Consider the following 21,084-nt stretch of genomic DNA (forward strand, 5'->3'; position numbering starts at 1 on the left):
TTAACATTTTTTGTGATGTTAGTCAATATGGTTGGTTTGCGAGGAATTAAAAACAGGCTATGTGTTAATGATGAGAAGAAAGAAACTAGGCTTATTCTTCAAATTCATTCTGGTGCTTTTTAAAATAGTCATAAAAATACCTGACGTTTTCTAATTTGCTCCAGCTGCAAACGTCCATATCTTGTGAATCAAAATTGTATATTTTTGCAGCTAAGGTTCCTAACATAAATGGTGAATGAGTAGCTATGATAAATTGATTATTGAAAAATCTTGCCCCCGAATTAATCTTTTCCGCTAATAGTACCTGATTTTGAGGAGATAATGAAACTTCAGGCTCATCCAATAAAAAGAGTGCATTTGCTTGTAAATAGTCATCAAATACTTGCAGACTCATCTCACCATTTGAATATTTTTCCTGGCAAAATTTTATTATGTCTATCTGATTATGCATCTTCTTCGATTTCTTTAACTCATCCCTCTGTTCTTTATTATATCCTTTTTTAGCATGTTCGTAGACGTATCCTTCTTTTAGTACTGCTTCTTGTTGAATCTTTTTAACCTCATACATTATATCTTCACTTTTAATGTAACTACTGTTTTCAGGAACGCTGCTATATTTCTGCCCTTCATCATCTTCACCTAGTTCATAAGCACACTCATTGATAAAAGTGTTGAAATAATCTACTAATCCAAAAGCTTTAACTTCCTCTTTCCCAATTAAATTCAAACTATTAGCAATGATATTTAATAGCGTAGATTTCCCGCAAGCATTATTTCCATATAGAATTGTAATCTTGTCAAATAACAGACATTTTTCGTTTTTTTTAGCAAATACATTGTATGGATATATATTTGGATTTGAAAGTGTTCTGTTTGGTAATCTAAAAGCATTTAAGTAAATCAATTCGTATCACCTTGATCTTTCTTCTGTATAAACTTGATAGTATTTATTATAGCAGAAAAAAATACAGTACTAGGCAAATTTATTCTGAAGTTAACTGAGAGTATTAACTTTAAACGTTATAAATATGTTAATGTTTATAGTATTAGTATATAATAGAAAATATACTGTGAAGAAAGTTAGGAGAAGTGTGTATGCAGAAGCTAATATTTTCTGACTTTATAAGAAATTTTGATTTTAAGGAAGAACAGAATGTGAAGGAAAAGATATATTTGTAGTGTATGTTTAGCTGGAGGCAAAGTAGAAATATTGATAGTTAACATATTAATGTTGATTATTCGAAGTAGAGGAGATTTAAATGGTTAGAAAAATTGTGAAAGATATTTTATTTTTTGGACAGAAATCAGTACTTGCAACGAAGGCAGATGCGGCAGTAACTGTATAGATTATTCAACCTGAAACAGTAGTAATATAACCGATTAGTTAAGAGGACGTGTTAATGATGAGGAATAATAAAATTGAAATAAGTAATGAAGAAGGAGCTAATGTTATGGAGTTAAGAGCGAAAATAGGAAGAAATGATCTATGTTATTGTGGAAGTGGTAAGAAATATAAAAATTGCTGCTTGAAAAAAGATCAGGAAGAAGAACGTATGGAGCAGTTATTTGAACAGGCTGAAGCTGTTTCAGATAAGTATTTCTCAGTAAAAGAATATATTGAATTATCAGGTTATCCAGTTGTAAGATTTGATTTCTTTTTGCTTGAAATTTTAAATATTACAGGCAGCACTTTATACAGATATAATAAAACAAGCAGTTCTAAAAATAAATCAATAATTAGAAAACTTTATAGTTATTCAAAAGGGTTTTATAAGGAATGCTTGACTTGTAAAAATAAATGTATAAAAATGCCACTAAAAAGGATTGATTTTAAATCATTAATAGATAAAGGATTGGATATAGAAGAACTTCCTAAAGGGTTGCAAGAAAGGACAGCAATGAACTTTTTTTATATTGAATTCATTAATGGATTCGCTTTTGAATTGCAGGAAGAATTAAGTGGGCAATTAGATGAAGAAACAACATACGAAATAGCATCTTTAGTATATGAGACACTTATTAATTATGTTGCAGATAATTGTACAAGGCAATGTAACAACGAATGCATAATAGAACATGATAAAAATGGTTATTGTAAATTTTGTACATTTGGAAGTAAGAAATTGCCTTGCCCGGAAAGAAAAGAAATATCCTATGAAACAATTAAGGCATCGGAAACGGACATGGAGCATGAATATTAGCTAGATTTATGACATTTGAAATGGCAATAGAAGAACTAAGAACCTACAAATTATCCGATCAAATTTCTTTTCATACGGAAATTGCAATAAAGTTATTAAAATATATTGGAAGTGAGGTGGTATAAATATGCTACCAGAAATTACTCAGGAAAATGTTCATATTTTCATTCCACTAAAAGTTGCGAAAGTTACAGAAATGATAGCTAAAGAGTACAACATTTCATGGAAAAAAGCTATGATAGATTTTTATGAATCGAAGGTCTACAGTATTCTAGAAAGAGAAGAGAGTAAACTTTGGTACGAAGGGCCTACGTATATATTTATGGCATACAACATGGAGAAGAAAGGTGAAGATCTTGATATATAAATTTACTTTATGCAGGATGAAACTCTAATAGAGATGACATATTGATGTTTAAATGAAGACAGCTATCTATATATATGGCTGTTTTTCCATTTGCAATACATGATTATAGGTAGAATGTAGCAACAAACTGATTCTAAACTTGTTAAGGGAGAAATTTTATTATGTACTCAGAAAGAGAAGCATTGATGAAACTAGAAAAAGAAAAACTTGTGGATATTGTAATTGAACTGCTAGGAAGGCTTGAGAAAATTGAAAAGAACAAGTTTATATCAAAAAATATTGATTCGCAATTAGCACTAGATAATATGAATGAAAATAAAGATGAAAAGTACCTAGAGAAAATTAGAGTTTTCTGTAAGGAATGTTTAGAAGGAAACTATTATATAGAAGATACAAATTACTATGGAGCTTATGGAGAAGACAGCTTTGAGCGGTGTGAATGGGCGGTCGAGTTTTCTCAATATTTCAATATAACCCTTATGCATGCGAGAAATAAAGAATACACTACTGCTTTGCAATCCTTTGAATTACTTTTTAATTGCATATGTGAAGCGAGAGAAGATATTGATATTCTTGGTACAGAATATGTTGATTATTATATTGAGGTTGATTGGACAGATGTTTTTGAACAGTACTATATATGTGTAAAAAATTGTATTTTAGATAGGCTTGAAATGGTAGAAAAAGCACTAGAGATTTGGAGAAAAAACGGAAAGCAATATTCAAGTGTCTTCATAAACTTAATAGGTGAAACTGAACTTGTAGAAAAAGCTATAAGGAGCACTATTGAAAATGAAGATCTTGATTGGGAGCAGCAGCATGCATATTTTGGATTGCTTAGAGATCTTAAGGAAAAATATGAACCTGAAGCTAATAAAATTAAGCTAGCAGAAAGCTTTTTAACGTACAGCGTTAATTTTAACGATGACTTAAGTGAAGAATATTTTGAAGCTGGAAGGTTTCAGGAGGCAGCAGTAGTAATTAAGGAAGCTGTTGAGAAAATTACAGATTACAGGATAGTAGCAAATATGAAAATAAGACTTGTATCCTGCTATGAGAGCCTTGAGAAATTTGATGATGCGTTTGAGGTAATGGATAAATTGTTTAAGGAAAGACCTTCTTATGAATATTATATAAAAACCAGACATTTTGCAGGTAAAACTAATGGGTTATGCTCATTTATTGATGATACATTAAGTTTTCTCGAAACTTCAAAAGTTTATGATGCAAATACGATTCGTCTAAAGATTTTATCCTATGAAGGCCAGCTTGAAAAACTGATGGATTTTATGAATACATATTCCGGGACATCACGATATGACTATGAGAAATATACATCAAAAGCACTTATATATCATGCCTTCCAGGGTAAAAATGTTGAGTATACTAATTTAAAGGAATTTTTGAAGGATATTGAAAGCAGTAATGAGGAAGGCATAACTGATATTGATTTGAACAATCAGAAGCAGATGAAGCCAGAACACTATTTAATTTTTGCAGTGGAACTGCTCAAGGAAATGGTGACTTTCCATATAGAGGCTTGCACTAGATCAAGATACGTGAGAGCGGCTTATTATTGCAGCACTGCGAAGGATATACTAAGCTATCTTGGTAAAGAAAATGAGTTCTTTACATATTATCTAGACATAATGTCTCTAAACCGAAGGAAAACTGCGTTAAAAGATGAAATGGAGAAGAGGATCGGGAAAGTAGAATTGAATGGTAAATTTTTATGATCTGAACAGTTAGATAGAGGTGATTGTTATGAAAAAAATCAACTCAAATGATATAGGAGCAAAAGTGGTTGCGGTTATTATTGGATTTTGCGTTATATTCCCAATATTTTTCTATGTGTTAAAAAATTAGTTGGGTTTACGTTGGCTGATTTACTTATAGTAATCAGCTTGGTAATAGGCAGCTGTATTGCAGCATTCTCCAGTATAGCATTAATTATAGAGTTTAGGCAGGATAGAAAATTAGATTTCTATTACAAAAATCATAGAAATTCTAAAATGAAATTAGAAGAAGATATTTATGAATGCCATGATCAGGTTACAAGATTAAGGACAGCTAGACAAGAAGGAATAAAAGAAGGAATGCAAGAAGGAATAAAAGAGGGAGCAACGCAAAAGGCAATTAATGTAGCTAGAAATTTATTGATAATGGGACTGGAAGTCAATCAAGTAGCAGAAGCAACAGAACTTTCTATGGAAAAAATAATTGAACTTAAGAAGGAAATATAGTTTAGAAGTCAGAAAGCAGTTATCTTTGAGGATAACTGCTTTTTACATTTTATAAGTCCATATTTTAGGACACTCTTTATGATATTTTTATTATATAAAATTTGTTAAATAAATGATGGGAGGAATTGAAAGATGAATTTTGGACATAGAGAAGGATATGCTTTGCATGATTTGGATAATGGCAGTATTGCAGTGGTGAAGGTACTAAATGAATACAGAAGTGAAGAAGAGGCTACAGAAGCAATGCTCGCTTTGCTTTTCAAGGAAAAGACTGAAGAAGAACTGATTGATGAGTATGCTAAGAAACCTATTTAAACAATGATCTATATAGATAAATATCAGGGGGCAGGAAATGATGAAGAGAATTTATAATGAAAATATAGAAAGAGTTTTTGAGAAATTATGCGGAGTGGATGGACACTTGTTGGTTATTTTTAAGGGCTTTAATGCAGAGTTTTTTTCAATACTATCTGATAGCAGGAGCACAGAGGCTATAAACAACGGAACGTATGTAAATAGTGATAAGTCTATTGATATTGAGGAGTTGGAGAAGCAGAAAGGCAGTTTGCTTATAAATTTATTTCAGCGTAGCGGCATTAAAATCCTTTGGGGTTATTACGAGGAGCTAATAGCTCTAAGCAATCTTATTATTGATTTAGATAAACAGATAAGCAGAAAGATTGTAATAGTTGAAAATAATTTATTTAGCAGGTATTATCCTCTAAGCTTGGATAAGGAGATAATTAAAAAAATACATAACTATTTGGATGTTGAACAGCCTGAAAATGAAAGGATGGAGCTATACTCTAGCTATTACTGTGATGTTTATAATTATTCAAGTACTAGTTATGGCGTAGAGTACTGTGACAAGGACAGCGATTATGATTGTGAAAAGATACCATTTTATGATTGTGATGATATGGACAGCATTCATAAAGAAACGACATCAAATAATATGGTTACAAAGCTAAATATATTTCAATTTAAAGAAGCTTTGCAAAATGGAGTTGAAGTAAAAGATTTTAAGCTATTAGTGGATAACAAGGAGGAACTGTCTCACGTTTTGCCTCTGATAAAGGTTGCAGAGGAATTAGAGGTGGATTTTGGTGTTGAGCTTAAAGATAGATTTGTTGATGAGGATCTTTATGATAAGGATAAGTATCTGCCTATTTTAAAGAAGTATTGGGGCAGCCATAAGGTATTTAGAAATATTAATTTTTATAAGAGCCCTGTAGATTCCAATGAAACCATTGAAGTGTCTCAAGGTGAAATCATAACTGAAATTATAGATCAATCAGAAAAGGCTCTGGCAGATAAAAAGGATTTTAGAGATATATTCATTACTGATCCTACCGGTGAAGGTAAATCCCTGCTGTTTCAAATCCCCGCAATTCATTTGGCAGAAGAAGAGAAGGCTGTAACAATAGTAATAACTCCTTTAATTGCGCTAATGAGAGACCAGGTGGAACAATTAAACAACCAACGAGGCATAAGCTTTGCAACGTTTTTGAATTCAGAGATATCCTTTGAGGAAAAGGAGTCTCGTATAAGGAAGATAAAAAGCGGAGAAATTTCAATATTATATATGGCCCCGGAATTGCTGCTGTCCACTAGTCTTGATAACATAATCGGTACTGATAGGCGTTTGGGACTTCTGGTTATAGATGAAGCACATATTGTTACAACCTGGGGCAGGGACTTTAGGGCCGATTACTGGTTTTTGGGAAGCTATATTGAGAAGCTTAGAAAATGCAAAGAAAAGCAATTTTCCATAGTTTGCTTAACAGCCACAGCGGTATATATGGGAACTGAGGATACCGTTAATGATACTATAAATACTTTAGCCTTAAATAATCCCAAGCTCCATCTTGGAAATGTGAAAAGGAAAAATATCAAATTTAATATAAACTATGTGAGAGAAAAAATAGTAAAAGGCGGCTTTGAGGAATATAAAAACAATCTGGCACATGAACGAGTTTCAAAGTTTATTGAGGAAGGTAGAAAAGCTCTTGTTTATTGCCCTTATACAAACCATATAGAGGAACTGTATGGCAGACTTAAGGAAGAGGAGAGAGAAAAGGTTGGAAAATATTATTCAAAATGCGGTAAAGAAAGAAAGCTTGAGGCACAGCGACGCTTTAAAGAGGGAAAATATAAGGCCATGCTTTGTACCAAGGCCTTCGGTATGGGGATAGATATCAGCGACATAGATACGGTGTACCATTATGCCCCCACAGGAAATCTTTCAGACTATGTTCAGGAGATTGGCAGGGCTGCTAGAGATGAGAATATGACTGGCTATGCCGTTACGGATTATACTAATAGCGATTTAAAATACGTGAGAGTACTGAGCAGTCTATCTTCCATAAGGCAATACCAGCTTAAAGAGGTGCTTAGAAAGATATATTCCATCTATAATGAGAAGAAGAAAAGAAATATATTAATAAGCCCAGATAATTTTTCTTATCTATTTGGCAGCGATAATTTAGAAAACAAGGTTAAAACAAGCTTGCTGCTATTGCAAAAGGATATAAATAAGAACTTCAATGTGCTCATTGTAAGACCTAAGACCATTTTTACTAAGAACTTTGTTAATGTACCACATGAAATAGAAGAAGAGTTTATAGCTAAATACGGGAAATATGCCATCGCTGTAAAGGATAATTCAAAGAGAATCATACCTGGAAATTTCAATAACAGTGATATAGTGATTTCAAACACCGGCTCTATATATGAGGTGAATATGTCAGATATTTGGAGTACTTATTTTTCAGACATCACCTTTCCGGATTTTAAATGGAAGTTTTTCAAAGGAGAGCTTTTTAGATTCTCTGAGGAAGCAGCAACGCTATCACCTAGGCTCCATTTATCAATTACTTATAAAGAAGACTTTGAAAAATGTAAGGAGCTGCTTAAAGAATATTCAGATAAACTCAGCTCGATTTTCAATCACTTCAGAAACAGCGGCAAGTTTTTCAAAAGAGAAGAATTTAAGATCATGTTTAAGGAAACCTTTAAGAGTTCAGCATTTTCCCAGGATCTTTCGGATATAATTTTAAACATGTTTGTGGCAGATATTTCAGAAAATACAGCTTTTAATCAAAATGTGGACAAGTATAAATTCATTCAGTATAGAAAGTCCCAACCAGAGGGGCATGATATAGAGTATCGTATTATGAATTCGAATTATATCACTATTGGCAGCTACCTTCTTAGAGAGCTTATTCAATGCGCTCCCAACAGAGAAAACAACGTTCATTCCTCGTATATATGCCTACAAAAGAGTGAGAAACGTTCAGATATAATTCAGCTTGCCACCATACTTGAGCTATTCAGACTGGGAACTTATGAGCTAGTGGGCGGCAAGAATACTGAAATTTTCATTAGAATAAACGATCCAATGAAGATCAAACGATTGGCAAATGGAGACTACAGCAATGGTGTTCTAAAGGATATAGAAAGGAAGAGAAGAAAGTCCCAAAATGTGTTGAAGGGCTTTATGGAAGGTGACTTTAACGATGATGAAAGGTGGGAGATCATTGAGAATTACTTTCTTGGAAATGATGAATTTGTGGAAGGGAAGCTGGGGATTTCGTAGGAGTGAATTAGTGGAAAAATGATAATAAGCAAGTAGACCACAAAAATGTAAGAGGACTGATAAACGTGGTATAATATGGAGAGAAAGATGAGGTCGATATAATGAATATAGATGAAAAGAATATATTATTCCCACTAATTAAGGAAATAAGAGAAAATGATAGAGAACTATGGAAACAGCTAAAGTACGAGACACAACAGGGTCCTGAGTTTAATGAATATCCTTATTATGCTGCTGCCTTTGATTATGTTGATAGAACGAAAAAGATAATAAATGGTCTAGATGAGATTACGAAGAAAAGATTGGTTAAACTATGGCAGGAAGAGAAAAGAGTTATTTCATTAGATAAGGATGAAGATATATTGGATAGATATGCGGTTATCGTTGTAAATGAGATTATTAGAAGAGCTAGGGTTGCGGGAAATAGGTAGTAATGGAGGCGGAGTCAGACCCCTGGGAGAAAAATGGAAATAGAAATTATATTTGTTATTTTGTATATAAACTACTGAAGTAACCTCAAAATAAGTTTGCTATACTGTACGCTGGTATATCTAGTGATGCTTTAATGGATAGGAGAAATAAGATGCACTTTATATGATTTTTATACAAATATTTATATATTTTGCTAAAATACTATAGTTAATGGTTTAAAATAGAAACAAACGCTAAAAATTATGGTAAAATATATATAATGGAATAACAAGGAAGAAAATGTGATTTAGTATATTAAAAATTATTGTAGTTTATAAAATATAAATAAATTTCAAATGAATTATATAAGTTTCTAAAGTTCTAATACATTCTGACTTCTAAAAGATCCTAGGGTCGAACCTATTTAGCAGTGATATTTTAGAAGCCACAATGTAAGAACTTTATTAGAACTTGTATATGTACCTTAGGGGAGATGACATATATGCAGCAGCCTAAAATATTAGACAACAGGCAATTTGGTAAAGTGGGAGAAGAGCTTAAGAGCAGTATTGGAAATTCATCTAAGCTGTCTATAATATCTGCCTACTTTACTATTTTTGCCTATAAAGAATTAAGTTGTGAATTAAATAAAATTGACAGTTTAAGATTCTTGTTTACAGAGCCTACGTTTGTAAAGAAAGATAAGGAACTATATAGAGAGTATTTTATAGATAGAACCTCAGAGCAGAAGCTTTCAGGCAATGAATTTGAAATAAAGATGAGAAATGAGATGAATCAGGCTAGTATTGCAAAAGAATGTGCAGAGTGGATTAAGAGTAAAGCTGAATTTAAGTCACTTAAGAAGGCAAATCCTGCTCAACAGAGACTTGTTTACATAGAAAACAAAGAAGACGATATTTCCATAAATGGTACGGTAGATTTTACAACAGATGGTTTAGGTTTTTCGCCTTCTAACAGAATGGATATGAATACCTGTATGTATGGCAAGGAATATACAAGTCAGTTTCTTAGAATGTTCAATAATGTATGGAACGATGGAAATCTGGTTGAGGATGTTAAAGAGAAAGTATTGGAACAAATGCAGACTATATATAAGGAAAATACTCCAGAATTTATATATTTTATTACTCTCTATAACATCTTTAAGGATTATCTTGATGAACTTACAGGTGAGAATATTGTAAAGACTAGAATAGGTTTTAAGGACACGGTAGTGTGGAACAAGCTTTATAAGTTTCAGAAGGATGGCGTAATTGGTGCCATAGAAAAGCTTGAAAAATATAGAGGTTGCATATTGGCTGATTCTGTAGGACTTGGAAAGACTTTTTCGGCTTTAGCAGTAATAAAATATTATGAACTCAGGAACTATAGAGTATTGGTGCTGGCACCTAAGAAGTTGAGAGAAAATTGGACAATTTACACGCAGAATGATAAACGAAATATCCTAGACAAGGACAGGTTTAATTATGATGTGCTGAATCATACAGATTTAAGCAGAGAATCAGGAATGTCCGGAGAAATAAATCTAGCTACTATAAACTGGAGCAATTATGATTTAGTGGTCATTGATGAGTCTCATAATTTCAGAAACAATGATGCAAGAAATGATAAGGTAACGAGGTACTCAAAACTTTTAAATGATGTTATTAAGAGTGGTGCAGAAACAAAGGTGTTAATGCTTTCAGCTACACCAGTAAATAATAGAATGAATGATCTTAAGAATCAGATTAATTTCATAACTGAAGGCGAGGACAATGCACTTGAAGCTGAAGGTATTCCAAGTGTAGAGAAAACACTGAGAAAAGCTCAATTGATATTTAATAAATGGACTCAATTAGAAGAAAATGAGAGAACTGTAGATACTTTTGTAGAAATGATGAATATGGATTACTTTAAGCTTTTGGATACTCTTACAATAGCTAGGTCTAGAAAACATATTGAAAAGTATTACAGCATGGCTGAAATAGGCAAATTCCCAAAGAAGCTAGAGCCCAAGAATGTAAAATGCGATATTGATGAGATGAATGAATTTCACAGCCTTGAACATGTAAATAAGATTATAAGAAATCTTAACCTTAGTACATATGCACCTCTGAAATATGTTTTGCCTGAAAAACGAAGAGAATATGAAAGAAAATATGATACGCTGGTAAAAGATGGACAATCAGTTTTCAAACAGGTAGACAGAGAGCAAAGTCTGGTAAATTTGATGAGAGTAAATATTCTAAAGAGAATGGAAAGCTCGGTTAATTCGTTTGGATTAACAGTTGCTAAACTGTTAAAGCAGATTGATGCAGCACTTGAGAAAATCGAAAAAAAACAGCTGGATTTTGATACATCATTACATATTAACGATATTGAAATCGATGATGTAAGTCTTGAGGACTCACTCATAGGTAATAAAGTTAAAGTTCTTATTCAGGATATGGATTTGGTTAGGTGGAAACAGGATCTGGAAGACGATAAAAACAAATTAGAGGAAATATTGATAGATGCAGCAAAGATAGTAAAAAACAGGGATGCCAAGTTAAACAAACTTAAAGATATCATTAAAGAAAAAATAAAAAATCCAATAAATCCTGGTAACAAGAAGATAATTATATTTTCAGCTTTTGCAGATACGACTAACTATTTATATGAAAATCTGGCGCAATGGATTAAAGATACGTTTGGACTACATACTGCACTAGTAACAGGATCTGGTGAAAATAAATGTACGCTTTCATGGGTTAAGAAAAAAGATATAAATGATATATTGACTAATTTTTCGCCGAAATCAAAAGAGAGAAATAAGAGCAAACCCAATTTGACAGATGAAATTGATATTTTAATAGCAACGGATTGTATATCCGAAGGGCAGAACCTACAGGACTGTGATTACCTGATTAACTATGATATACATTGGAATCCAGTTAGGATAATTCAGAGGTTTGGAAGGATAGATAGATTAGGTTCTGAAAATGAATATATTAAATTAGTAAATTTCTGGCCTAACATGGAATTGGACGAATACATAAATTTAGAGGCAAGAGTAACGGGAAGAATGATGCTTTCAGTGGTTTCAGGTGCTGGAGAGGGCGACGGGCTTACTAGTGATGAAAAAAATCAGATGAACGATCTGGAATATAGAAAGAAACAGTTAGAGCAGCTTCAGAACGAAGTTGTAGACCTCGAGGATATTTCTGGAGGAATATCAATAACTGATTTAACCTTAAATGATTTTAAGATGGATTTAATGGAGTATATGAAAGAGCATAAAGAAGAACTTGGTAGAGCACCTTTAGGAATGTATGCGGTTGCTTCAAGCTGTGATGAGGATTTAAAGGATGAAATAAAACCAGGTGTAATATTTACGTTAAGACAGGTAAATGTTGAGGTAAAGCCTGAAGAAAGCAATGCACTAAACCCATATTATATGGTTTATGTTTACGAGGATGGATCGGTGGGATACAATTATATTCATGCTAAAAAGATACTGGATTTTTATAGAAAACTTTGCAGTGGTAAGAAAAATGTGCTGTCTGAAATAGTTAAAGAATTTAATAATGAAACAAATGATGGACGAGATATGAGGAAATATTCAAATCGTTTGGAAGAGGCTGTTGAAAGCATAATCGGTAAAAAAGAAGAAAAAGGGGCGGCTTCGTTGTTCAGCAAAGGCGGGACAACTATTCAGAAAAGCCTGTTTAAAAGCATAGATGACTTTGAGCTTATATCGTTTTTAGTGATTAAATAGGGGTGAGATTTGTGGAGTATGGATTTTATGAAAAGATGAATATACCGCCTTCCTGTGAAGTGGGAAGCACCATATTCAAAAAGCTGTTTTATGAAAATGCAAATATGAACAGCAGCGATAAAAAAATATTTACAGAGGATGTTGAAAAGATAACTTGGAAATATTCCTTTAAGGAAGAGAACCTTAATATAAAACCTCTAATAACTGAGGAGCTGGATTATGAAGAGATAGCAGTTATAGAAATATCCTTAGCAAATGACCTGAAATATAAGAGAATTGCGGAGATAGTCCAGATGACTATACCTTATCCGTTAATATTGATATTTACACATAAAGATAGAATATTAATAAATTCAGCAGGTAAAAGAATAAACAAAGCTGATGAAAGCAGAAACACAGTAGAAAATTATGTATACAGTCCATGGATAAATCTTTCAGCATTAAAGGGAAATGAGCTTCAATTTTTTGAAGCCTTGAACATAAGAAATTTTTCCTTTGTTAATATGTATATGTTTTATAACAGCTTTGTAGACAGACTCAATGTGTTTAATGCATCTGTTATTACTGGAAATTTTGAAAAACTCAGTAGTAAAAACATCGAGGAAGTTAACAGCTTAAATAAAGAAATCCAAAGTTTAAGTACTGATATTGAAAATTTAAGATCAAGTCTTAAACAGGAAGTACAGTTTAATAGAAGGATAGATATAAATATAGAAATAAAAAAGCTGGAAGAGGAAAGAACTAATCTGATAAAGAAACTTAATGAATAACATAAGTTCAATATATGAAGTAATTTACTAGGAGGATGACAGAATGGTGGATAAAATAAGTGGAGAAAGTATGGATATTGTTAAAGATAATATTTTGAAGCTGAAACAGATTTTTCCTGAGGTATTTTGTGAAGATAAGATTGATTTTGAAAGGTTACAAGAGGTTTTGGGGGAATATATCGATGATAAGGAAGAAAAATACAGGTTTGAGTGGCATGGTAAATCAAAAGCCATAAGAATGGCACAGACTCCTTCAAGAGGTACACTAAGACCATGCAAAGCGGAGAGCAAGAACTGGGATACTACACAAAACTTATACATAGAAGGGGATAATCTAGAGGTTTTAAAGTTATTACAGAAAAGCTATCAGAATAAGGTTAAGATGATATATATTGATCCTCCGTACAATACAGGAAATGATTTTGTATATAAGGATGATTATAAGGACAATCTTCAGAACTATCTTGAGCTTACTGGACAGGTTGATGATGATGGTAAGAAGATTAGTACAAATTCAGAGGCAGGTGGCAGGTATCATACCAATTGGCTAAATATGATGTATCCAAGGTTGAGGCTGGCTAAGAATTTGTTGAAAGATGACGGGGTTATATTTATTAGTATAGATGATAATGAGGTTTCAAATTTAAAAAAAGTCTGCGATGAGATTTTTGGTGAAAGTAACTTTGTTACAAAGTTTATATGGAAAAAGAGAACTGGATCAAATGATTCTCAAAATGGGGTTAGTGTAGATCATGAGTATATTTTGGCATACTTTAGAAGTGAAAAGGCAGTATTTAATGGAGTGATAAAAACATTTGAAAACTATAAAAATCCAGATAACGATCCTAGAGGACCATGGATGTCTGATAATTTAACTTGTAATAAAACTGCATCACAGCGACCCAATCTATTTTATTCAATTACAGATCCTAAAACAGGGATAACGTATAACTGCAATAGCAATAGAGTTTGGGCTTATGAAAAAGAAAGAATGGAGAGAATTATAACTGAGGATAAAGTTATTTTCCCTAGAGATGGTAAAGGTACTCCAATGTATAAAAGGCATAAAGCTGAAGTGAAATCTGATAAGAAACCATATAGCTCTTTAGTGGATACTCAAATTAATTCTGTTGCAACTAAAGAGCTAAGGGATACATTAAATGCACAAATATTCAGCTATCCTAAAAGTGTTAATCTTCTAGCTCAATTAATCGGTCAAGGAACTAATAAATATAACAAGGATATAGTCTTGGATTTCTTTTCAGGTTCTTCAACAACTGCTCATGCCATAATGCAGTTAAATTCACAAAATCAAGGCAATCGTAAATTCATAATGGTTCAATTGCCAGAACCAACAGATGAAACATCTGAAGCCTACAAAGCAGGCTATAAAAACATCTGTGAAATAGGAAAAGAGCGTATCAGAAGAGCCGGCGATAAAATTGTTGAAGAAAATAAAGATAAGGAAGGCATAGAAAACCTTGATATCGGCTTTAAAGTATTTAAGCTTGATACTTCCAATATAAAAACCTGGAATCCTGATTATGAAAGCCTTGAGCAAAGATTAGACGATATTGTTGATAATTTTATTCCTGACAGAACAGAAGATGATGTTGTCTATGAAATAATGTTGAAATATGGCATAGATTTAACTTATCCTATTAAAACCAGACAAGTTTGCGATAAAAATGTCTACAGTATAGGAATGGGAGCACTGCTTATATGTCTAGACAATGAGATAACTTTAGAATTGGTAAATGCTATAGTCGACTTAAAAAATGAATTAAAACCTGAAACTTGCAGGGTTGTATTTAAGGACAACGGCTTTAAAACAGATTCTGTCAAAACCAACACGGTAGAAATTTTAAAGAGAAATAACGTTGAAGAAATAATGAGCATCTAGGGGGGATTGTTATGAAGCTTAAATTTAATAAGAACTTAGACTATCAGAAGGAAAGTGTGGCGTCTATTGCAGATATTTTTAAAGGACAAACCCCTACTCAGTCAAATTTTACAGTATCGGCTATGTCAGATAAGGCTGGTACTGAAGGAAAGCTTATTACAGACCTTGGAATAGGAAACAAGTTAGAGCTGGACGAAGATGATATTCTTAAAAATATACGAGAAATACAGTTTAAAAATGGTTTGAAGCTTTCAGCTCAGCAGGATTTAAAGAAAGGCAACTATAGATTCACAATAGAAATGGAAACAGGTACAGGTAAAACCTATGTATACCTAAGAACAATATTTGAACTTAACAGCAAATACGGTTTTACAAAGTTTATAATAGTTGTTCCTTCTGTAGCTATTAAAGAGGGTGTAGTTAAATCAATTGATATAATGACTGAACATTTTAAAGAACTCTATGATAATGTTATTTTTAAGGCATATGAATATAAATCGCAGAAGCTTGATATTATTAGAGACTTTGCTACCAGCGACAATATAAGAATAATGGTAATGACGATACAGTCTTTTAATAAGGATACAAATGTAATCAATATGGATCATGAGAAAACCAATGGAATTAAGCCTATTGAATTTATAAAAGAAACTAATCCAATTGTAATTATAGATGAGCCGCAAAGTGCAGCCAGTACGGATAAATCCATGGAGGCAATAAGTTCTTTAAATCCACTGTGTACTATTGGATATTCTGCAACTCATAAGGACAAGCATAATCTTATGTTCAGACTGGACGCTGTGGATGCTTATGAACGGCAGCTGGTTAAACAGATAGAGGTGGCAAGTGTTGTATCAAAGGATCAGAACAATACTGCTTATCTTAAATTGGTTAGTGTAAATAATAAAAAATCCCCAATCAAGGCAAAGCTTGAAATTGATTTATGGGACAAGAAAAAAGGGACTATAGTAAGGAAAGCTAAAGAATACAGAGTCGATGACGATCTCTATGAGCTGTCAGGATATAGAGATGTTTATAAAGGCTATCAGATAACAGAAATAAATGCTAAAGAAGGAGAAGAGTATGTAGCTTTTCTTGGGCATGAATCAATAACTTTGAAAGAGGTTCAAGGAGAAATTGATGACGATATAATCAAAAGAGCACAGATAAGAAAGACCATCGAAGAACACCTAAATAAGGAGCTGAAATTAACAAAGCAGGGCATTAAGGTATTGAGTTTATTTTTTATAGACAAGGTGGCTAACTATAGAACGGTAGATAAAGATGGAAATGTGCATAAGGGTAAATATGCAGTATGGTTTGAAGAGGAATACAAAAAAGCCATAGAAAATCCAAAATACAAAACCCTTTTTAACGATGTAGATGTTGATACTGAAGCAGAAACTGTACATAATGGATATTTTGCACAGGATAAAAAGGGAGCTTTTAAAGATACAAACGGTTCAACATTAGCTGATGAAGATGCCTACAGTTTAATAATGAAGGATAAGGAAAAACTATTGAGCTTTGATACAAAACTCAAATTTATCTTTTCACATTCTGCACTCAGAGAAGGCTGGGACAATCCCAATGTATTTCAGATATGCACTCTGAATGAAACAAAATCTGAAACTAAAAAGAGACAGGAAATTGGAAGAGGATTAAGACTAGCAGTAAATCAAAATGGTGAACGAGTATATGGTTTTAATGTTAATACACTAACTGTGATGGCTAATGAGAGTTATGAGGATTTTGCAAGAAAACTTCAGAATGAATATGAGGAAGAAGAAGGCATAAGATTTGGTATCGTTGAAACACATACCTTTGCCAATATTATAATTGAGAAGAATGATCAAACTTTTTATCTAGAGCAGGAAGGCTCAGAAAAAATATTTAATCACTTGAAGCAGCAGGGTTACATTGATGAAAATGGGAAAATAACAGACAAGCTGAAAAAGGATTTGAAGGAACATAAGGTGGATTTACCACAAGAGTTTTCAGAGGCTTATTCGCAGATAAGCGCAACGCTTGAGAAATTGTCAGGAAACCTTAATGTTAAAAATGCTGATGATAAAAGAATAGTAAAATTAAATAAAATAAGATATTTAAGTCCTGAATTTGAAGAGCTTTGGGACAGGATAAAATATAAAACTACTTATTCAGTGGATTTTGATTCAGATGAGCTCATAAGAAAATGTGCTGAGGAAATAAAGCATAATGTAATAGTTAATGCAGCAAAGCTTATCTATACAAAAGCAGAACTTGATATAAGAAAATCAGAGGTGTCAGCTGAAGAAAATAAAAGGCAGAGTACAGAGGTGGAGCATCCGAATTTCTTGCTTCCTGATATTATAACCTTCTTGCAGAATGAAACCAATCTAACAAGGCGAACTCTAGTTAAAATTTTGAAAAGATCTGAGCGATTAGAAGATTTTAAGAAAAACCCGCAGCAGTTTATGGACGAGGTTGCTGGCATAATCCGAAGAAAGATGCGACTTATGATTGTTGATGGTATAAAGTATGAAAAGATAGGCGATGATGAGTTCTATGCACAACAGTTATTTGAAACAGAGGAACTTAGCGGATATCTTTCAAAAAATATGGTGCCTAGCGGAAAATCTGTATATGACTATATTATCTATGATTCTGATGTTGAAGCAGAGTTTGCTAAAAAGTTTGAACGTAATGAGAGTGTAAAAATGTATGTTAAGCTTCCGGACTGGTTTAAAATAGGTACACCACTTGGCAGTTACAATCCAGACTGGGCAGTACTTGTAGAAAAAGATAATGTGGAAAAGCTTTATTTTGTACTTGAAACAAAAGGCAATATTCTTGCAGAAGACCTTCGAGAAAGGGAGTACAAGAAGATTCAATGCGGACATAAGCATTTTGAGGCGTTGGGTAATGAGGTTGAATTTAGAGAGACGGATAACTTTGAGAAGTTTATTGAGGGAGTGTAAGGGTAGATAATATGCAAAATAATTAAAAATTATTAATAGGAGAATGTTATGAATAAAGAGTTTGATAAAGAAATCGAAGACATAAGAACTGCTTTTGAGATACTTGAGGATGGTTTTAATAATTTGGAGAGCAAAATAATGCAGGAATATATTCCTGAAATCAGTAAAAAAGGGCAGATAGATGAGATTGGAAACACAACAGATTTTCTTAAAAGAATTGAAGACAATCGAAATAGTGTATTGAAAGTCCAAAAAAACTATATAGAATTACTGTCTATGAACAACTATATAGAAGAAGAAGCCTACGAAGAGGAAAATGATAAGGATATCTTGGATGTTGCTGATAGAACAGCATGGTCAAAAGAAAATGGTAATATAAGGATTACGACTACCAGACCTGATAATAGCAGCAGTTATCCGAATATAATTCCAGTAGCTATATTTACTGAAATTGTTAAAACAATATCGGATCAATTTACAAGGTATAATAAAGAATTTATAAAAACATCAACTATATCATCTTTGATGAATGATAAAATTATAAAGGAAACTAATTATAAAAAGTCTCCTAATATATTAGTGTATAGTGTAATTAAGGTCTTGATTAAGGAAGGAATACTGGAAAACAAACAGGACTTCAAAAGAATGTATGTTCTTAATAAAAAGCCTGAATATATAGATGATTGGTTAAAAAGGATTTGCTAAAATCAAATGATATGGTAGAAAAAATTTTGAATGTACTAGTATAATGATTTCTATGTTGGACATTATCGCACTATAAAAGAATAAAAATGGAATAAATTATAGAAATGCAGAGGCGAATGAAATGGAAAATATATTAATTACACCTGAGGGAATACAAAAAAATTTAAAGAATATTAAACCATTAGATGCGATATGCGAATATATTTGGAATGGATTTGATGCAAGTGCAAATATAGTAAAAATTAAGCTGCATTATAATGAATTTGGTCTTATAAATATGTTAACTGTTTGTGATAATGGTTCAGGGATTGTTTATGAAGAACTAAAGCAAAAATTTCAACCATTTAATGAGTCTAAGAAGGCTAAAAATATAAATAGAACTAATCATTCTATTCCTCATGGTAGACAGGGCATTGGAAGATTAACGTTTTTTTCATTTGCACAAACTGCTAGATGGGAGACTGTTTATCAAAAAGAAAATAAGAGATATAGATACTGTTTAAGAATGAATAAGGATTCAATAAATACGTACGATGACAATGGTGGAAAGAAACCCATTGTAACAAATGAAGATTGTGGTACAGAAGTAATATTCTCCCAAATTATTACTATGTCAAAACAGGATATTATTGATACTGTAAAGAAAGAATTTTTCTGGTTTTTAGAATTAAACAGATCTAATAATTATGCAATATGGATAGATGATCAGTTAATTTCGTGGGATGAATACATTGTTGAGAAAGTCAAAATTGATATGAATGCGTATGGACTTAATCAAAAATATGAAGTTGAAATTGTTCAATGGAATAAGAGTTTAGGAAATGAGTATTCAAAAATTTATTATATAGGATCAGATAACATAGAGAGATATAAGGAACCAACAAAGTTAAACAAAAAATCGGACGATTTCTTCCATAGTGTATTCGTTAAAAGCAAATATTTTGATAACTTACATTTTGAAAAGCCAAAATCTGAAAATCAAATAGGTATGTTTTCTAATAGGAACGATACAGAATATAAAGGGCTGGTTTATGCATTAAACCAGTATTTGCTAAGTTATAGAAAAAAGTATTTGAAAATGGCATCTAATAATTACATCAATTTACTTATTGACAAAAAAGTATATCCTGAATTTAACACTTCAAATATTATAGATACTTATAGAAAACGAGAATTAGATAACTTAGTTGAAACACTATATACAGCTCAGCCTAAAATATTTACAGGGCTAAATGATCAAAATAAAAAGATAGTTCTTCATCTGTTAAATTTAATAATGGATAATAGTAACAAGCCAGAATTGTTTAATGTATTAAAACAAATTATTGAATTAGACGAAGATGAAATTAAGGAACTATCAGATGTTTTAAAGTACACTTCACTTAATAATATTACTAAGGTGATTAAGCTCATTGAAGACAGAATTAAGGTAGTACAAGGGTTAAAGGAATTAGTTTTTGATAAAGATTTGTTTGTAAAAGAAGTTCCGCATATACAAGAAATAGTAGAAAATCACTATTGGCTGTTTGGTGAACAATATAATTTGATTACTGCAGCAGAGCCAGATTTTGAACTAGCACTAAAGGGATTAATTCAAATGAGCACCGGTGAAACGAAAAAAATATATCTTAATCATGAAGATAAAAATAAAGAGATGGATATCTATATGCTTCGGCAAGACCATATGGGAAATGTTACTGAAAATGTAGTAGTTGAGCTTAAAAGGCCAACTGTAACTCTTGGTGAAGAGCAATTATCGCAAGTCAAAAAATATATGCGTGTTATAAAATCAGATGATAGATTTAACTCTGACAGTGTTAAATGGACTTACTATCTTGTTGGAAATAAGTTTAACTCTAATGGATATATGGAAGGTGAAATTGAAGGACATAAGTCATGGGGAGAGCAGCATCTAGTACATAGTGAGGCTAATGGAAATCATAAAATATATGTATTAAAATGGAGTGACGTATTCGATGAATTTGCTAGAAAGCATAGTTATTTAATGGATAAACTCAAAACAAAAGAAGAAATATGGTTACAAAAGCATGCTTCCGCTGATGAAGTGGTTGATGCAATAAAAGAAAATGCAGCGACAATGGAACCTCCTATTATACCTAAAAAGGCTACTAGATAGTAATGATAAACATAATAATTAATTTTAAAGAC

Annotated in this window: 14 protein-coding genes; 13 read left to right on the forward strand and 1 reads right to left on the reverse strand. The window is 32.2% G+C overall.

Annotation, left to right across the window (positions count from 1 at the left end):
- Nucleotides 1-91 precede the first annotated feature (91 nt).
- Nucleotides 92-904 carry an AAA family ATPase gene (locus CLORY_RS08435; RefSeq protein WP_079423233.1) on the reverse strand — a complete coding sequence of 271 codons (813 nt, stop codon included), beginning with the start codon at nucleotides 902-904 and terminating at the stop codon, nucleotides 92-94.
- 496 nt (nucleotides 905-1,400) lie between these two features.
- On the opposite strand from CLORY_RS08435, the gene CLORY_RS23745 reads away from it, so the two are divergent.
- The 13 genes from CLORY_RS23745 to CLORY_RS08500 all read left to right on the forward strand — a co-directional run bounded on the left by CLORY_RS23745 (nucleotide 1,401) and on the right by CLORY_RS08500 (nucleotide 21,052).
- Nucleotides 1,401-2,201 carry a YecA family protein gene (locus CLORY_RS23745; RefSeq protein WP_079423235.1) on the forward strand — a complete coding sequence of 267 codons (801 nt, stop codon included), beginning with the start codon at nucleotides 1,401-1,403 and terminating at the stop codon, nucleotides 2,199-2,201.
- A 127-nt stretch (nucleotides 2,202-2,328) separates the two neighbouring features.
- Complete coding sequence (locus tag CLORY_RS08445) at nucleotides 2,329-2,568, forward strand: hypothetical protein (protein WP_079423237.1); 240 nt, start codon at nucleotides 2,329-2,331, stop codon at nucleotides 2,566-2,568.
- 161 nt (nucleotides 2,569-2,729) lie between these two features.
- The gene (locus CLORY_RS08450; protein ID WP_079423239.1) at nucleotides 2,730-4,304 is read left to right on the forward strand and encodes a tetratricopeptide repeat protein; all 1,575 of its coding nucleotides are present in this window, start codon (nucleotides 2,730-2,732) and stop codon (nucleotides 4,302-4,304) included.
- Between the two features lie 141 nt (nucleotides 4,305-4,445).
- Nucleotides 4,446-4,811, forward strand: a complete 366-nt coding sequence (locus tag CLORY_RS08455) for a hypothetical protein (RefSeq protein WP_079423241.1) — start codon at nucleotides 4,446-4,448, stop codon at nucleotides 4,809-4,811.
- Between the two features lie 132 nt (nucleotides 4,812-4,943).
- Nucleotides 4,944-5,126 (forward strand): hypothetical protein, encoded by a 183-nt coding sequence (locus CLORY_RS08460; protein WP_079423243.1) that lies wholly within the window; start codon nucleotides 4,944-4,946, stop codon nucleotides 5,124-5,126.
- 37 nt (nucleotides 5,127-5,163) lie between these two features.
- The gene (locus CLORY_RS08465) at nucleotides 5,164-8,409 is read left to right on the forward strand and encodes a DEAD/DEAH box helicase (protein WP_139375999.1); all 3,246 of its coding nucleotides are present in this window, start codon (nucleotides 5,164-5,166) and stop codon (nucleotides 8,407-8,409) included.
- Nucleotides 8,410-8,510: 101 nt separating this feature from the next.
- Nucleotides 8,511-8,840: a hypothetical protein gene (locus CLORY_RS08470; protein WP_079423247.1), complete on the forward strand. Its 330-nt coding sequence runs from the start codon at nucleotides 8,511-8,513 to the stop codon at nucleotides 8,838-8,840.
- Between the two features lie 482 nt (nucleotides 8,841-9,322).
- Nucleotides 9,323-12,577, forward strand: coding sequence for a helicase-related protein (locus CLORY_RS08475; RefSeq protein WP_079423249.1), 3,255 nt, complete (start codon nucleotides 9,323-9,325; stop codon nucleotides 12,575-12,577).
- A gap of 11 nt (nucleotides 12,578-12,588) precedes the next feature.
- A complete protein-coding gene (locus CLORY_RS08480) occupies nucleotides 12,589-13,347 on the forward strand; it encodes a DUF4391 domain-containing protein (RefSeq protein WP_079423251.1) in 759 nt (252 codons plus the stop codon).
- 43 nt (nucleotides 13,348-13,390) lie between these two features.
- Entirely contained in the window at nucleotides 13,391-15,250 is a 1,860-nt protein-coding gene (locus CLORY_RS08485; protein ID WP_079423253.1) for a site-specific DNA-methyltransferase, read from the forward strand.
- Nucleotides 15,251-15,261: 11 nt separating this feature from the next.
- On the forward strand, nucleotides 15,262-18,210 hold the full coding sequence (locus tag CLORY_RS08490; protein ID WP_079423255.1) for a type III restriction-modification system endonuclease: 2,949 nt from the start codon (nucleotides 15,262-15,264) through the stop codon (nucleotides 18,208-18,210).
- Between the two features lie 48 nt (nucleotides 18,211-18,258).
- The gene (locus CLORY_RS08495; RefSeq protein WP_079423257.1) at nucleotides 18,259-18,915 is read left to right on the forward strand and encodes a hypothetical protein; all 657 of its coding nucleotides are present in this window, start codon (nucleotides 18,259-18,261) and stop codon (nucleotides 18,913-18,915) included.
- Between the two features lie 121 nt (nucleotides 18,916-19,036).
- Nucleotides 19,037-21,052: an ATP-binding protein gene (locus tag CLORY_RS08500; RefSeq protein WP_079423259.1), complete on the forward strand. Its 2,016-nt coding sequence runs from the start codon at nucleotides 19,037-19,039 to the stop codon at nucleotides 21,050-21,052.
- Nucleotides 21,053-21,084 lie beyond the last annotated feature (32 nt).

Origin of the sequence: Clostridium oryzae (assembly GCF_002029235.1) — a bacterium.
GTDB lineage: Bacteria > Bacillota > Clostridia > Clostridiales > Clostridiaceae > Clostridium_AE > Clostridium_AE oryzae.

Bases quoted from the DNA above. Each gene is read 5' to 3' on its own strand.
- CLORY_RS08490 (WP_079423255.1), top strand. From the start codon at position 15,262: ATGAAGCTTAAATTTAATAAGAACTTAGACTATCAGAAGGAAAGTGTG.
- CLORY_RS08495 (WP_079423257.1), top strand. From the start codon at position 18,259: ATGAATAAAGAGTTTGATAAAGAAATCGAAGACATAAGAACTGCTTTT.
- CLORY_RS08470 (WP_079423247.1), top strand. From the start codon at position 8,511: ATGAATATAGATGAAAAGAATATATTATTCCCACTAATTAAGGAAATA.
- CLORY_RS08485 (WP_079423253.1), top strand. From the start codon at position 13,391: ATGGTGGATAAAATAAGTGGAGAAAGTATGGATATTGTTAAAGATAAT.
- CLORY_RS08465 (WP_139375999.1), top strand. From the start codon at position 5,164: ATGATGAAGAGAATTTATAATGAAAATATAGAAAGAGTTTTTGAGAAA.
- CLORY_RS08475 (WP_079423249.1), top strand. From the start codon at position 9,323: ATGCAGCAGCCTAAAATATTAGACAACAGGCAATTTGGTAAAGTGGGA.
- CLORY_RS08450 (WP_079423239.1), top strand. From the start codon at position 2,730: ATGTACTCAGAAAGAGAAGCATTGATGAAACTAGAAAAAGAAAAACTT.
- CLORY_RS23745 (WP_079423235.1), top strand. From the start codon at position 1,401: ATGATGAGGAATAATAAAATTGAAATAAGTAATGAAGAAGGAGCTAAT.
- CLORY_RS08500 (WP_079423259.1), top strand. From the start codon at position 19,037: ATGGAAAATATATTAATTACACCTGAGGGAATACAAAAAAATTTAAAG.
- CLORY_RS08460 (WP_079423243.1), top strand. From the start codon at position 4,944: ATGAATTTTGGACATAGAGAAGGATATGCTTTGCATGATTTGGATAAT.
- CLORY_RS08445 (WP_079423237.1), top strand. From the start codon at position 2,329: ATGCTACCAGAAATTACTCAGGAAAATGTTCATATTTTCATTCCACTA.